Genomic DNA, 14,070 nt, shown 5'->3' with positions numbered 1-14,070 from the left:
TATGCCTAAAATTATTTTACCCATACGTTTTGGTCTTGCAATTGCTGCTGCCCTTATAGTTTATTTTCTATTGTTATCCCTTTTTGGATTGCATGTAAATCCTTTTTTCAGCCTTTTTAATGGGGTGATTACTGGTTTCGGGATTTTTGAGGCCATAAAATACTACAAAAGGGAAAAAGGGCCTTCTTTTGAATATAGTGACGGTTTTTCTGTAGGTGTGGTAACAGGTTTTGTTGCCACGATACTTTTTACGATTTTCTTTGCCCTGTACGCGGGTAATTTCAATCCTGACTTTTTGGACAACATTATTAACCGCTGGGAGGATACTTACAATACAAGCCTGGGAAGTCTTATATTTTTAGTGGCTATTTTTGGCTTTGCCACATCAGCAGTACTTACCTTAAGTTTTATGCAGTTGTTCAAACAAAGCTGGAACACGAAGAGCACTAAGAAACAACAAAAATAAATTTCATTTTATAGATTTGTGTTTTAAGTAAATAGCTGTATATTTGCGCCCGCTATGGCCTGACGGCCTGGCACAGTTATTTTAATTTTTAACCATAACGCTATGTATGCAATTGTAGAGATAGCAGGGCAGCAATTTAAAGTTGCGAAAGACCAGAAGATCTACGTAAACCGCCTAGCAGAAGATGAAGGAGCAAATGTCTCTTTTGACAAAGTCCTTCTTGCTGATGATAACGGTAACGTAACTTTAGGCGCCCCGGCTATAGACGGCGCTCTCGTAGGAGCAAAAGTCGTAAAGCACCTTAGAGGTGACAAAGTAATCGTCTTCAAGAAAAAGAGACGTAAAGGTTACAAAAAGAAAAACGGTCACAGACAGTCCTTAACGCAACTGGAAATTGTTGATATTAGTCTTTCTGGTAAAAAGAAAGAATCTAAGAAAGAGGATTCAAAAAAGACCGAAGCTGCAAAAGACGCTTCAAAAAAAGAGTCTAAAACCAGCGAAAATCAAGCTTCTGATGCTAATGGTTTTTTAAAGAATATAGGCACCGCTAAAAAAGAGGATGCAGATAATCTTAAAGAGATCAACGGTATAGGCCCAGCCTATGAAAAGAGACTTAACGAAGTAGGGATTTTTACCTATGAGCAAATAAGTAAACTCAAAGAAGCAGATATGGAAGAACTTTCTTCTATAGACGGTATTACCCGTGAAAAGATTGAATCTGATGAATGGGTAAAGCAAGCTAAAGCGTTGCTTAAAAACTAAGAATTAAAGTATAATCACATAAAACTTTAAAAAATGGCTCACAAAAAAGGAGTTGGTAGTTCGAAAAACGGCAGGGATTCGGAATCGAAACGTTTAGGTGTTAAGATTTTTGGAGGTCAGCCAGCTATCGCAGGAAATATTATTGTAAGACAGCGTGGTACTGCTCACAAACCCGGTGAAAACGTTTATGCAGGTAAGGATCACACCTTGCATGCAAAAGTTGACGGAGTTGTAAGGTTTACCAAGAAAAAAGATGATAAATCTTATGTGTCTATAGATCCAGTAGGACAGGCATAATTTTTATTCTTTTTAAGAATATTAAAGATGAACAGGTTTTTGTACCTGTTCATCTTTTTTTTTGATGTTAAATCCTAGGAGTTTTGTTAAATAGTGCGCAAAGATTTGTATTTTTTCGATCTAACAAATACACTTAAATCATGAAAAAATTATCTATCGTAGGAATGCTATGCTTAGCCTTTTTGTTCAACAGTTGCCTGGGTTCTTACAGTGCTTTTAATAACCTCAGGGAGTGGAATGAAGATGCGACCAACAACAAATTTGTAAACAACTTAATCTTCTGGGGACTGAATATTATTCCAGTTTACGGACTTTTCTTTGCAGGGGATACCTTGATCTTCAACGTAATTGAATTCTGGAGTGGGGACAACCCGGTTGCAATGAATGAAGGAGAGAGCCAGACCGAAGTACTTGCTTATAAAGGGAATACCTATAAGATGACCGCAACCAAAAATAAATTTGATATAACTGTTATAGATGGTGAAAAGCAGGGCAATACTATATCCCTGGTATACAAGCCAGAAGATCAATCCTGGAATACAGAAAAAGATGGCGAACTAATCAAGCTTTCTTCTTTTAAAGATGGGTTGATGCTCGTTTATCTTCCTAATGGAGAAACCGTTAAAATAAATCCTGCTGAAAGTCGTGAAGAAAGTTTGGCACAAATTAATGAAGCCGTACACAACTTTAAATTTGAGCAGCGTACATTAGTAGTTGGGAACTAATTTTTCCAAATCATACTATTAAAAAACCCCGCTTTTGCGGGGTTTTTGCTGTTTTAGAGCCAATAATTGGGCATAATAGGTAAGTATTATAAACAAAAAATCCCGTGCATGAAGCACGGGATTCTTAAATTCAGCTGAGTGAATTTTAGTATCTGTAGTATTCTGGTTTGTACGGTCCTTCTACTTCCACACCTATATATTCGGCTTGTTCTTCAGATAATTCTGTAAGTTCTACTCCTATTTTTTCTAAATGTAGTTTCGCTACTTTCTCATCCAGATGTTTCGGTAACATATAAACTTTATTCTCGTAGTTATCAGGATTAGTCCACAGTTCAATTTGAGCCAGGGTCTGATTTGTAAAAGAGTTACTCATTACAAAACTAGGATGTCCTGTAGCACAACCCAGGTTTACAAGTCGGCCTTCAGCAAGAAGAATAATATCCTTACCGTTGATCGTGTATTTATCAACTTGTGGTTTGATTTCATCTTTAGTATCACCATAGTTCTCATTAAGCCAGGCCACAGCAATTTCATTATCAAAATGGCCTATGTTACAAACAATTGTTTTGTCCTTCATGGCTTCAAAATGCTCACTACGTACAATACCTTTGTTTCCAGTAGTCGTGATCACGATATCCGCTTTTGAAAGTACATTTTCAAGCTTCTTGACTTCAAAACCATCCATAGCCGCCTGTAGGGCGCAAATAGGATCAATTTCGGTTACGGTAACAATAGAACCAGCACCTTTAAACGATTGAGCAGTACCTTTACCTACATCACCATAACCGCAAACTACCACACGTTTACCAGCTAACATAACGTCAGTTGCACGACGAATGGCATCTACGGCGCTTTCGCGACAACCGTATTTATTGTCAAACTTAGACTTGGTCACACTATCATTTACATTAATGGCAGGCATGGAAAGTGTTCCTTTCTTCATGCGCTCATATAGACGGTGAACACCGGTAGTTGTTTCTTCAGATAAACCATTGATACCTTCTGCAAGTTCTGGATACTTGTCAAAAACCATATTGGTCAAATCCCCACCATCATCAAGAATCATGTTAAGAGGTTTGCGGTCTTCGCCAAAAAAAAGTGTTTGCTCGATACACCAGTTAAACTCTTCCTCGTTCATTCCCTTCCATGCATATACAGGGATACCAGCTTCTGCTATGGCAGCAGCGGCATGGTCCTGAGTAGAAAATATATTACAAGAACTCCATGTTACCTCTGCTCCCAGCGAAATCAATGTTTCAATAAGAACGGCCGTTTGTATGGTCATGTGCAAACATCCTGCGATGCGTGCGCCTTTAAGTGGCTGCTCCTCTTTATATTCCTCACGAAGGGACATAAGTCCCGGCATTTCTGCTTCGGCGAGTTCGATCTCCTTGCGGCCGTAAGCAGCTAATGAAATGTTTTTTACTTTATTGGGTACGTATTGCAATGTTTTCGTTGCCATATTATTTATCTTTGTTTTTCTTGAATTACCTTCAAAAGTACATATAATCCGATAGTTAACGTGCCACTTTACAAAATTATAACAGTAAACAAAACCACTTCGCTGGCAATCTGGAAGGTTGAAGAACCTTTAGATAAACTTGCTGAAGGGGTGGAACTTACCCCGCATTGCAAAAATCGTTTTAAGCACATGAAATCGCTATTGCACCAGCGTGCTTTTATGAGTATTAGAAAACTTCTGGCAGCATTGGGTTATGTGGATCACGATATGTATTATGATGATTTTGGAAAACCGCACCTCAAGAATGGTAATTTTATTTCTATAACGCACTCGTATGAATTTACCGCGATCATTATTTCAGAAACGATTGCAGTAGGGGTGGATATCGAAAAACAGCGTGAAAAAATCCTGAAAATCGCCCCAAAATTCACACCTCTAAAAGAGTACAGAACCCTGGCAAATGATGATGCCGTTATGCGCAAACTAACTATTGTGTGGGGTGCCAAAGAATCCCTGTATAAAATTTACGGCGTAAAAGGCCTGAGCTTCCTGCAGCATATTTACGTGAACGATTTTGATTTTGACAACGGGAAGACAACCGCTGTTATTAATTATCAGGGGAATGAAAGCCACTACACTATAGTTTTTACGGAATTTGAAGGCTTTACGTGTGTATATGCACTTACAAAGTAACCGCATGACGCAATCAAAAGTATGTTTAATTTATGATCAGATCGTTGAAGCCCATCTTAAAGGAAACCCGCTATTTGCCGTATTAATTGATCCAGAGAAACAAAAACTAACTGAAATATCCCGTTTTTTGACCAAAATACCTTCTTTTTCTACCCATATATTTGTGGGTGGCAGCACTGGAGGGACATCAGTTATCAAAGCTTGTGTTGAAGAAATCAAAAAACACACAACATTGCCCGTTTTATTGTTCCCGGGAAATCACAATCAATTGGTAAAAGGCTTCGATGCTTTGCTGTTTTTAAGTTTGATTTCCGGGCGCAATCCAGATTATTTGATTGGGGAACATATAAAGGCAGTGCCTTTTTTGAGAACCTCTACTATGGAAGTAATTCCTACCGGTTATATTCTTATAAACGGGGGAAATATAACAAGTGTACAACGTGTGAGTCATACATTGCCTTTAGGCATGAAGGATATTGATACTATTGTAGCGACGGCGCTCGCCGGTCAATATGCCGGTAAAAAACTCATCTACCTGGAAGCTGGTAGCGGAGCAAAACATCCTGTATTAACATCTGTAATTAAAGCGGTGCATGCGGCTATAGACGTTCCGCTTATTGTAGGCGGTGGGATACGGGACAAAAATACAATGGAAGCTGCCTATCATGCAGGGGCAACTCTGGTAGTTGTGGGAACGGCGCTTGAAAATGATGTTTTTAAGGTATAAGTTCGCTTGCTTTCTCATAGATCCAATGTGTGGGCCAGCCACGGTAGAGTAAATAATCTGCAAGCTTTTTTTTCTTTTTAAACTTATTCTTTTCGGAAGTGAGTTGGCCCATACGCTTTTCAACGAGTGCTTCAAAGGTTGCTAAATAATCCTCCTCGTTTATCTCTTTTAAGGCGAGATCTATATTCGGTTTAGAGATTTCACGGCTGCGCAGTTCCCTTATAATTCGGCTTTTTCCCCATTTTTTGCTTTTGAATTTTCCGCGGGCAAAACTTCGGGCAAACCGTTCTTCATTTAGATATTTTTCTTCTATAAGATGAATGGTAATCTGCTCAATGGCTGCCGGGATCATTCGCATGGTGTACAGTTTATCGCGCACTTCTTTATGGCAACGGTCCTGGTAAATACAGTAATTTTCCAGTTTATCGCGGGCTTCATCTACGGTGTAGGTTTTTACCTTGGGTTCCATGAACGTAAAATTAAGCAATCTTGTTCATTTTGATTTCCAAGTAACTTTTCGGCCCTTTAATTAATTTTTTGGGCGTTTCCCTGCTGGTCGGGTTTTGCGTTTCAATCTTTTTGTTCGTGCCTCACAAAAAGGATTTCCACTGCAATCCCTAATGCAAGATTTGTTTTCAAAGAAAAATAGGCTTAAATAGGTCAATTTATGGTATAAAATTGAGCTTTTTGAAGCTCAAGATTCCATAAAAAGGGGTTTTGAAGCGCGATTTTAAACGTTTGATTGAATAATCGCAAAGCTGCTTAATATAAAATTAGAGGTTTCAAACGTAGCTTAATTATTTAGTTCTTTGATAGTTTTGGGCGTTACCTTGCGGGCGGGGCTTTACGTTACAATCTTTTTGTTCGTGCCTCACAAAAAGGCTTCCTCCTGGTAGGGGCTGGCCGAGCCACTGCAATACCTAACGCTCAGTATTTTTCCGGTGCATATGGAAGTTTATCCAACAGATTCTCTACTCGATGCTTTATAGGTTAATATCTCTAAAGGTTTCTAAATCATATTTTTTGATTTTCCACTCATATTCATTGATAACTACGGAAAACCGACTAAAACCGTATTTCTTGGACCTTCAAAGGCAATAAATATGACCAATTGGCAGATAAAGAAATCTAATTTACTTAGTAGCTTTGATGGAACAATAATTGAGTAAATTTGTATATAATTCAATATAAAAGATAAAAATATGGCACTAGAGATAACAGACGCTAATTTTGAGGAAACCGTTTTAAAATCAGACAAGCCCGTTCTTGTAGATTTTTGGGCGGCATGGTGCGGACCTTGTAGAATGGTAGGTCCCGTAATAGAAGAAATAAGCAAAGAATATGACGGCAAGGCTGTTATAGGAAAACTGGATGTTGATGCAAATCAGGAATACGCTGCAAAATTTGGTGTTCGTAACATCCCTACTGTACTTATGTTTCAAAATGGAGAAGTAGTAGGACGTCAAGTAGGTGTTGCTGCAAAAAATGTATACGCAGAGGCAATAGACAAACTATTGTAAGCTGTAGTAAAGAATAGTAAGATAAAGGTTTGGCGCAAAGCCAGACCTTTTCTATTTTAGTACATAAATAAACAATAAGTAAGAAGATGAAAAGGATGCGTATGTGCTCCTTCTCATTAAAGAATATTCATTATGGAAAACAAAAAGATAAAACCACAAGACTTAATAGACGCAAAACTACTTGAAGAACGCAAAGTATTTTTATGGGGTCAGGTAGATGATAAAAGTGCAAAACATGTTGTGGACCGTTTATTATATCTGGATGCTGTAGGCAGTGAAGAAATACAATTTTATATTAACAGTCCCGGGGGTTATGTAACGGCAGGCTTTTCTATATACGATACTATAAAATCAATCAAAAGTCCAGTTTCTACCATTTGTACGGGTCTGGCAGCCAGTATGGGAAGTATTCTTCTTTCCGTAGGGGCTAAAGGCAGACGTTTTATACAGCCACACGCCCGTGTGATGATACATCAACCTAGTGGAGGTGCACGTGGTCAGGCCAGTGATATTGAAATTACCGCACAGGAAATCCTAAAAACCAAAGAGCTGAGTGCGCAGATTTTAGCCGACAATTGTGGCCAGAAATATGAGAAGATAATGAAGGACTTTAACCGTGATCACTGGATGAGCGCGGAAGAATCTGTAGAATATGGCATTGTGGACGGAATAAAATAGTCTGCTGCTTCATAGTAAGCGTTATCAAACCCTCTAGCAAATGGATTTTCAGGCACAACTCAACAGCATATCAGGATTCAACAATCTGGAATTGCTTGCGGGGCAGGTGGTAGAGGGTTTTATTTCGGGAATGCATAAAAGTCCGTTTCATGGTTTTTCTGCTGAATTTGCCGAACATAAAGTTTATAACAAGGGCGAAGGCACAAAGCATATCGACTGGAAGCTCTTTGCGCGTACTGATAAGTTATACACCAAGCGTTACGAAGAAGAGACGAATCTGCGCTGTCATCTTATATTAGATAACAGTAGTTCTATGCACTATCCCCTGCTGAAGGAAGTAGATCTCAACCGACCTAACAAAATGGCCTTTGCGGTACTTGCTTCAGCTGCGGTAATGCATCTTATGAAAAAACAGCGTGATGCAGTAGGTTTGAGCGTCTACGGCGAAGAATTTGAATACTATGCGCCAGAGAAGGGGAGTGACCGGCACCGTTATATGTTACTTGATCAGTTGAATAAAACGCTGCTGAGTAATCCGGAGCAGGTAAAAACCGCAACGCATTCCAATCTCCATCTTATTGCCGAAAAACTCAAAAGGCGGTCCCTTGTCTTTTTATTCAGTGATCTTTTTCAAAATGAACTTGCACGGGACCGTGTTTTTGAAGCCTTACAGCATTTAAAATATAATAAACATGAAGTCGTGGTATTTCATACCTATGATGGTGATAGCGAGCTCAATTTTGAATTTGATAACGCACCTAAACGATTTATAGATACTGAAACTGGAAATCATGTCAATATATATGCAGATACGGTGAAATCAAATTATAAAAAAGCGGTTTCTGAATATTTTGAAGGGTTGAAGTTACGTTGTGCACAGTATAACATTAGCTATATAGCTGCGGATATCAATAAAGGTTTTGCTCCTATACTGAGTTCCTTTTTAGTTGAACGACGTAAATTTTTATAAAATAAAAATTTGTCGAAAATTGTTTGTGCACTTATAAAAAGAAGCTATATTTGCACCCGCAAGAAAGCAATAGGCGCTCTTGCAGATTGAAATTTTGGTCTGGTAGTTCAGTTGGTTAGAATACATGCCTGTCACGCATGGGGTCGCGGGTTCGAGTCCCGTCCAGACCGCTTAAAAGCTCTTCGAAAGAAGGGCTTTTTTTGTTTATAGAAATTCCACTTTTATATAGCTTCAGGACATTCTATATCTTTAAAAGGTAGCTACAATCTTTTGAACTTCTATCCACCAGCATCCTTCATTCATTAGTTATAGTGCCCCATACTTTTGGCTTACTTTCCCTTCAGATTTAAATACGATCTTATAATATTGACAAATTAGTTATCGCTAAATTTGCATTCTTAATAAATAGGGAGAACTTCTAGCAAAAGTTGTTTTTAAAATACTTTTGAAATAAAATTGATGATGAGGAAACTTTTATTTGCAATCTGCGCACTATTTATTGTGGAATTGTCATATGCGCAAATCTATGATCCTGTACGTTGGACAACATCTATTGAGAAGACAGCCGGAGATGATCATTTTTTATTAAATATAACGGCAGCTATTCAACCGGGGTGGCATTTATATTCCCAAAATGTTGAAGACGGAGGTCCTATTCCTACAACGTTTCTTTTTGAGAAAAGTGAAGGATATGAGCTTGTAGAGGAGGTTAAAGAACCCGAAGGCCATATTGTGGACGACCCCATTTTTGAAATGCCCATTAAGTATTTTGATAATACCGCCCTTTTTACACAGCAATTTATCCTGCTTAATAAAGATATGGCGCGAACTATAGATTTTTCAGTAGAATTTATGGTCTGTAATGATACTCAGTGCCTTCCCCCTAAAACCGAATCTTTTCAGGTTTCAATTTTAGAAGAACCTACTGCTGGGCCTAGCGAAAATACAGATTCAAAACCTTCTGTTTCTTCTGATAATATTCAAGATGATTCTAAAGAGACCGAAGTGATAAAGGAGGGTGACGGCAATCTCTGGAGTGTTTTTATTCTCAGTTTTTTAGGCGGTTTTGCAGCTTTGCTTACGCCCTGTGTGTTTCCTATGATTCCCATGACGGTTAGTTTCTTTACCAAGCAGAGCAAAAGCCGGGCAAGCGGAATAAAAAATGCCTTGTCTTACGGTTTTTTTATCATCTTGATCTACGTTATTTTAGGTTCTGTAGTTACGGCGATCTTTGGAGCTGATGCACTCAATGCGCTTTCTACAAACGTCTGGTTCAACCTCATCTTTTTTGCACTGCTCGTGATTTTTGCATGCTCGTTTCTGGGGGCATTTGAGATAATGTTACCCAATTCCTGGGCAAATAAAATTGATTCACAGGCAGATCGTGGCGGGTTTATTGGCATTTTCTTTATGGCGCTGGCCTTGGCCATTGTCTCTTTTTCATGTACGGGGCCTATTGTAGGGACTTTACTTGTCAAAGCAGCATCTACCGGTGGGATAGCACCTATTGTAGGGATGCTTGGCTTCTCTTCTGCAATCGCATTGCCCTTTGCGTTATTTGCCGCATTTCCGGGATGGTTAAACACTTTGCCACAATCTGGTGGCTGGCTGAATACGGTAAAAGTGGTTTTGGGTTTTCTGGAACTTGCCTTTGCATTTAAGTTTTTGAGCAATGCCGATCTCGTATTGCAATTACATTTACTGGAGCGGGAGACATTTCTAGCTATATGGATAGCTATTTTTAGTAGTCTGGCTTTGTATTTATTCGGAAAAATAACGCTTCCACACGATAGTCCGTTGCCACATATTTCAGTTGGAAGATTAAGTCTGGGCCTTTTTGTTCTAGCCTTTGTAGTTTATATGATCCCAGGACTTTGGGGGGCACCTTTGCAATGGATCAGTGGTTTTCCTCCACCCATGCAATATAGTGAGTCCCCTTATGGCGTGGGAAATTCACAAGGAGGCAATAACGCATCTGTTGAAATCCCACCAAATGCAGAATTGGGCCCTTTGGATATTATTACCTTTAAAGATTATAAGGAGGGCATGGCATACGCCAAAAGCCAGAATAAACCCGTAATGCTCGATTTTACTGGATATGCCTGCGTGAACTGCCGTAAGATGGAAGAGCGCGTGTGGCCAGACCCACAGGTTTTACAGGTTTTAAGGAATGACGTCGTATTGATTTCCCTATACGTTGATGATAAAAAGGAGCTACCGGAAAGCCAGCAGTATGTCTCGGAAACCACCGGAAAAGAGATAGAGACCGTAGGAAACAAGTGGAGCGATTTTCAGATCAAACATTATAAAGCCAATGCGCAGCCGTACTACGTGCTGATCGATAACAATGGTGAAAACCTAAATCAGCCCACTGCTTACGATCCCGATATAGAATCGTATTTAGACTGGTTAAAAGAGGGGATAAAGAGTTATCAAAAGTAAAATTCCATTAGTGCCGAAAATTCTAAAGTCCCAAGATATTAAGTTTTTTTTACAACACGGATTGTCATTGAGCACAAGTGGAAAATTGATTATTTAAAAGTATTACTTACTTAAAAAATATCTTTATATCCGTTATCAGAATTATAAAAATTTTCTTCCGTTGAACTTGCCATATTTGGTTTGCAATTTGCCAAAAACGATCCTATGATTTGAAAACGGGTTTGCGTTAGGGATTGCAGTGGAAATCCTTTTTGTGAGGTACGGGGAAAAAGATTGCAACGTAAAGCCCGACCCGCAGGGAAACGTCCAAAAACGAATGAAAATGCCAGAAATTGGTTCAAAATTCGCTTAAATTTTAAGAAATAGAGCGTTAATTGTTGTTATTCTCCTCATTCAGTTTTTTAATGAGATTTACCTCATCCTCTCGATAAGGAGTCCCATCTTTTCTGAAAATATCATGAAACCATTCTATAGGTTCTTCGCCAGAACCAATAGGAGTATCCCAGGCATAGATCGTATTGCTTTTCCCCTTGACCAATCCCCAGTTTATGGCACCTATTTTATATTCGGCAAGCATGGGAAGTGTATTTGAAAACCTGCTATCGCGAGTTCTGGCCATATATTCTGTACAGATCATAGGGCGGTCGTGAGCTTTTAAAAGCTGGATAACCCTTTTGTGCCATTCTGGGTTTTCATAATCGTGATAGGTAATAATATCTGAGTTTTGTGCCTGGTATGCATTAAGTTCGGTAAAGCTCCAGTCCCACAAACCTACAGATAATGGTTGCGATGGGTCTATCTCCCGTGCCCAGGCAAAGACCTGCTTTAAAAGTGGAAGACTCTCGGTATTTTTCCCATTATTGCCTGGTTCGTTATAGAGATCCCAGAACAATACGCGCTCATCATTTTTAAAAGTGCCAATAATGTCCTGAACATATTTTTTCAATTCTGGAAAATTACTTTCTTCTTTAGATGCGGGATAGCCAGGGTCCTGAACCCATCCTGAATTGTGAGTTCCTGGTTTAGGATCAGGCTGTTTTCCTATTTTCGGCTCGGCTTTCCATACATCGTCAAAAATGACGAATATGGTCTTAATATTATGTTTATCAGCTATGCCTAAATAGGTGTCGACGCGTTTTTTAAATTCTTCAGGATCTGCTTTGTAGGCTAAGCTATGTAGATAGACACGCATAGTATTGAAATCTATGTTTTCGGCATAACCAAGTTCGCGGTCTATAGTTTCGGGATCAAAAGTGTCTTTCTGCCACATCTCGAGCTGATTTATTGCCGTACTGGGAACAAAATTAGCGCCTGTGATCCAGTCGTGCGCTGCGTACCAGGAATCTGCTTTTTCTTTGCTCCAGCGCTGTTGAGCTGAAATGTTTAACAGGCTCAGGCTAAATATAAAAACTACTAGATATCGTTTTGTCATCTTTTTATAATTGAGAAGGTATTTCTAAAATTGATTTTTCTGAAACGGGAATCCCAAAATCAGGGCTTCCATCTGTATTCCATTTAATTTGCTGCATGCGTGGAGATCGTTTTCCGCCACAACCATCTCCGGGGTTTGCATTGGCATGATATAAAATCCAATCCTCTTTTCCGTCAGGAGATTTAAAGAACGAATTATGTCCAGGTGCGTAAACCGAATTCTCTTCAGATTTTACAAAGATAGGTTTAGGGTGCTTTTCCCATGCAGCGGGATCTAATAAATCGTTACCGGTAAATTTGAGCATTCCCAGGGAATAATAGTCGGTCCAGCATCCATTTGCTGAAAATATTATAAACTTATTGCCATTGTGCTCTAGATATTGAGGGCCTTCGTTTACATTCACGTGTGGAGGGTTGTTGGGATCATCTAAATCTCCCTGTTTTTCCCAAGTGTATGTAGGTTGTGAAATCAAAACCCTATCTCCCTCAATGGTCCACGGGTTTTTCATTTTGGCGATATAAATATTCTGCTGTCCGTTTGTATGACCTTCCCATCCTGACCATACCATATATAAGGCATTGTTAAACTCAAAAACGTTACCATCAATGGCCCATCGATCTGGGTAGGCGGCAATTTTGCCTTTAAGATCCCAAGTGCCATGCAGTGCATCTTTAGATTTGTTTTCTAAAACATACATGCGGTGGTTTTTATTGTCTCCATCATCCGCAGCAAAATAGACATACCAGATATTATTGATATAATGTATTTCTGGCGCCCAGATTTCCTTACTATAGTTTGTCCCAGCGGGCGGTGTCCATACTGTTTGGGATTCTGCTTCTCTAAGGTTAGCAAGGTTTTTTGTTTTCCATAGCGTTATTTTATTACCACTTGTATTTGTGTAATAATAATACCCGTCTACAAATACGCTATAGGGATCTGCACCAGAATCTAAAATTGGATTTTGGAACGTGCTTTGTTGTCGCTCCTTTGTATTGTCTTGATGATTATGTTGTGAATTGCCAAAAGTAAAGACAGATAAAAAAAAGTATAGAACTATTTTAAAAGATGTGCTAATCATAAATACCTAGTCTTGTTTCTGAAAATCTATAGTTTTCGCTCTCAAATTGACGGTTATTAAGTAATTACCTTCGGTTTCTTCAGTAACCTGCCATTTGTCATCTGGCCCGCCACATCCGTTAATGACAAAGCCGGCAGATGCTTCAATATTTTGATTGGGTTGAGGTGCATATAACCATTCTCCGTCACACCAATCCCCTAAAAAGGTTGCGATTTTAAGAGCTCCTTCACCTGTTGATTTTAGAGAGCCCTCGTAGGTAAATATAGCGGGATCGCTGGGATCTTGTACCATTTCTGCTGAAGCACCAGGATTCCAACCTGCAGTTGTAGCATCACCTACCAAGCCAAGATAATCATATTTTTGAAAATCATTTATTCTCAATTTAAATTCAAAAATCGAAGAATTTGAATTGATATCATCTACAATTATTTTAACATCATACAAGTAGTTAGTAGAGAGGTTTTCAAGGGATATATCAGCATGTTCTAATTTATACTGAAGATCAGAGTTTTCAAAAGTGAAAACCTCAGCACTAGCTGAATCAACTTCAATTTTGTACTTCAAAAGACCGGCATTGTCTGCGATTATCATTTTAAGTATAAAACCTTCTTCAGTTGATGGAGTCTCTTTTATTTCATTCATCTCTATACCTTCAACGTCTATTGTAGGCAGCCTCTCATCTAAAGTATCATCATCTGTACATCCCGTAAGTAAGATTAATAAAAAACAGAAGCCAAACAGGTACCTTTTAAATATTCCATATCTCATATTTTCAATAGTGCTAATGAACTTTTTCATGTGGGATTTATTTAATTATT

The 14,070-nt window shown here is 38.8% G+C and carries 15 protein-coding genes and 1 tRNA gene; 11 read left to right on the top strand and 5 right to left on the bottom strand.

The window, feature by feature from the left end:
- Nucleotide 1: 1 nt before the first annotated feature.
- The 4 genes from P162_RS08025 (at nucleotide 2) to P162_RS08010 (ending at nucleotide 2,250) form a co-directional block, all read left to right on the top strand.
- Nucleotides 2–466, top strand: coding sequence for a DUF4199 domain-containing protein (locus P162_RS08025; RefSeq protein ID WP_031426784.1), 465 nt, complete (start codon nucleotides 2–4; stop codon nucleotides 464–466).
- Nucleotides 467–568: 102 nt separating this feature from the next.
- Entirely contained in the window at nucleotides 569–1,228 is a 660-nt protein-coding gene (gene rplU / locus P162_RS08020) for a 50S ribosomal protein L21 (RefSeq protein WP_031426783.1), read from the top strand.
- A 33-nt stretch (nucleotides 1,229–1,261) separates the two neighbouring features.
- Entirely contained in the window at nucleotides 1,262–1,525 is a 264-nt protein-coding gene (gene rpmA / locus P162_RS08015) for a 50S ribosomal protein L27 (RefSeq protein WP_031426782.1), read from the top strand.
- 140 nt (nucleotides 1,526–1,665) lie between these two features.
- The gene (locus P162_RS08010) at nucleotides 1,666–2,250 is read left to right on the top strand and encodes a DUF3332 domain-containing protein (protein WP_031426780.1); all 585 of its coding nucleotides are present in this window, start codon (nucleotides 1,666–1,668) and stop codon (nucleotides 2,248–2,250) included.
- A 145-nt stretch (nucleotides 2,251–2,395) separates the two neighbouring features.
- Here the strand turns inward: P162_RS08010 and ahcY are convergent, their stop codons facing one another.
- Nucleotides 2,396–3,712: an adenosylhomocysteinase gene (ahcY, locus tag P162_RS08005; RefSeq protein WP_031426779.1), complete on the bottom strand. Its 1,317-nt coding sequence runs from the start codon at nucleotides 3,710–3,712 to the stop codon at nucleotides 2,396–2,398.
- 60 nt (nucleotides 3,713–3,772) lie between these two features.
- On the opposite strand from ahcY, the gene P162_RS08000 reads away from it, so the two are divergent.
- Nucleotides 3,773–4,405, top strand: a complete 633-nt coding sequence (locus P162_RS08000) for a 4'-phosphopantetheinyl transferase family protein (RefSeq protein ID WP_031426777.1) — start codon at nucleotides 3,773–3,775, stop codon at nucleotides 4,403–4,405.
- Nucleotides 4,406–4,409: 4 nt separating this feature from the next.
- The gene (locus P162_RS07995; RefSeq protein ID WP_031426776.1) at nucleotides 4,410–5,132 is read left to right on the top strand and encodes a geranylgeranylglyceryl/heptaprenylglyceryl phosphate synthase; all 723 of its coding nucleotides are present in this window, start codon (nucleotides 4,410–4,412) and stop codon (nucleotides 5,130–5,132) included.
- Here the strand turns inward: P162_RS07995 and P162_RS07990 are convergent.
- Nucleotides 5,122–5,601, bottom strand: coding sequence for a regulatory protein RecX (locus P162_RS07990; RefSeq protein ID WP_031426775.1), 480 nt, complete (start codon nucleotides 5,599–5,601; stop codon nucleotides 5,122–5,124). The two genes, P162_RS07995 and P162_RS07990, sit on opposite strands and share 11 nt — an antisense overlap.
- A 733-nt stretch (nucleotides 5,602–6,334) precedes the next feature.
- On the opposite strand from P162_RS07990, the gene trxA reads away from it, so the two are divergent.
- The 5 genes from trxA (at nucleotide 6,335) to P162_RS07965 (ending at nucleotide 10,742) form a co-directional block, all read left to right on the top strand.
- Entirely contained in the window at nucleotides 6,335–6,652 is a 318-nt protein-coding gene (gene trxA / locus P162_RS07985) for a thioredoxin (protein ID WP_031426774.1), read from the top strand.
- Nucleotides 6,653–6,784: 132 nt separating this feature from the next.
- Nucleotides 6,785–7,330: a ClpP family protease gene (locus P162_RS07980; protein ID WP_031426773.1), complete on the top strand. Its 546-nt coding sequence runs from the start codon at nucleotides 6,785–6,787 to the stop codon at nucleotides 7,328–7,330.
- Between the two features lie 40 nt (nucleotides 7,331–7,370).
- Nucleotides 7,371–8,300, top strand: a complete 930-nt coding sequence (locus P162_RS07975) for a DUF58 domain-containing protein (RefSeq protein ID WP_031426772.1) — start codon at nucleotides 7,371–7,373, stop codon at nucleotides 8,298–8,300.
- 96 nt (nucleotides 8,301–8,396) lie between these two features.
- Nucleotides 8,397–8,470, top strand: a tRNA-Asp gene (locus tag P162_RS07970).
- A 292-nt stretch (nucleotides 8,471–8,762) separates the two neighbouring features.
- Nucleotides 8,763–10,742 (top strand): protein-disulfide reductase DsbD family protein, encoded by a 1,980-nt coding sequence (locus tag P162_RS07965; protein WP_031426771.1) that lies wholly within the window; start codon nucleotides 8,763–8,765, stop codon nucleotides 10,740–10,742.
- Nucleotides 10,743–11,112: 370 nt separating this feature from the next.
- On the opposite strand, the gene P162_RS07955 is transcribed toward P162_RS07965, so the two are convergent.
- The 3 genes from P162_RS07955 to P162_RS07945 are packed head-to-tail and all read right to left on the bottom strand — an operon-like array spanning nucleotide 11,113 to nucleotide 14,050.
- A complete protein-coding gene (locus tag P162_RS07955; RefSeq protein ID WP_031426769.1) occupies nucleotides 11,113–12,174 on the bottom strand; it encodes a cellulase family glycosylhydrolase in 1,062 nt (353 codons plus the stop codon).
- A gap of 4 nt (nucleotides 12,175–12,178) precedes the next feature.
- The gene (locus P162_RS07950; RefSeq protein ID WP_035917293.1) at nucleotides 12,179–13,249 is read right to left on the bottom strand and encodes a family 43 glycosylhydrolase; all 1,071 of its coding nucleotides are present in this window, start codon (nucleotides 13,247–13,249) and stop codon (nucleotides 12,179–12,181) included.
- A gap of 9 nt (nucleotides 13,250–13,258) precedes the next feature.
- Entirely contained in the window at nucleotides 13,259–14,050 is a 792-nt protein-coding gene (locus P162_RS07945; RefSeq protein ID WP_031426767.1) for a SusF/SusE family outer membrane protein, read from the bottom strand.
- Nucleotides 14,051–14,070: the final 20 nt, after the last annotated feature.

This window comes from Flavimarina sp. Hel_I_48 (assembly GCF_000733945.1).
In the GTDB taxonomy this organism is placed as follows: Bacteria; Bacteroidota; Bacteroidia; order Flavobacteriales; family Flavobacteriaceae; genus Leeuwenhoekiella.
This window is presented reverse-complemented; position numbering and strand designations above follow the sequence as displayed.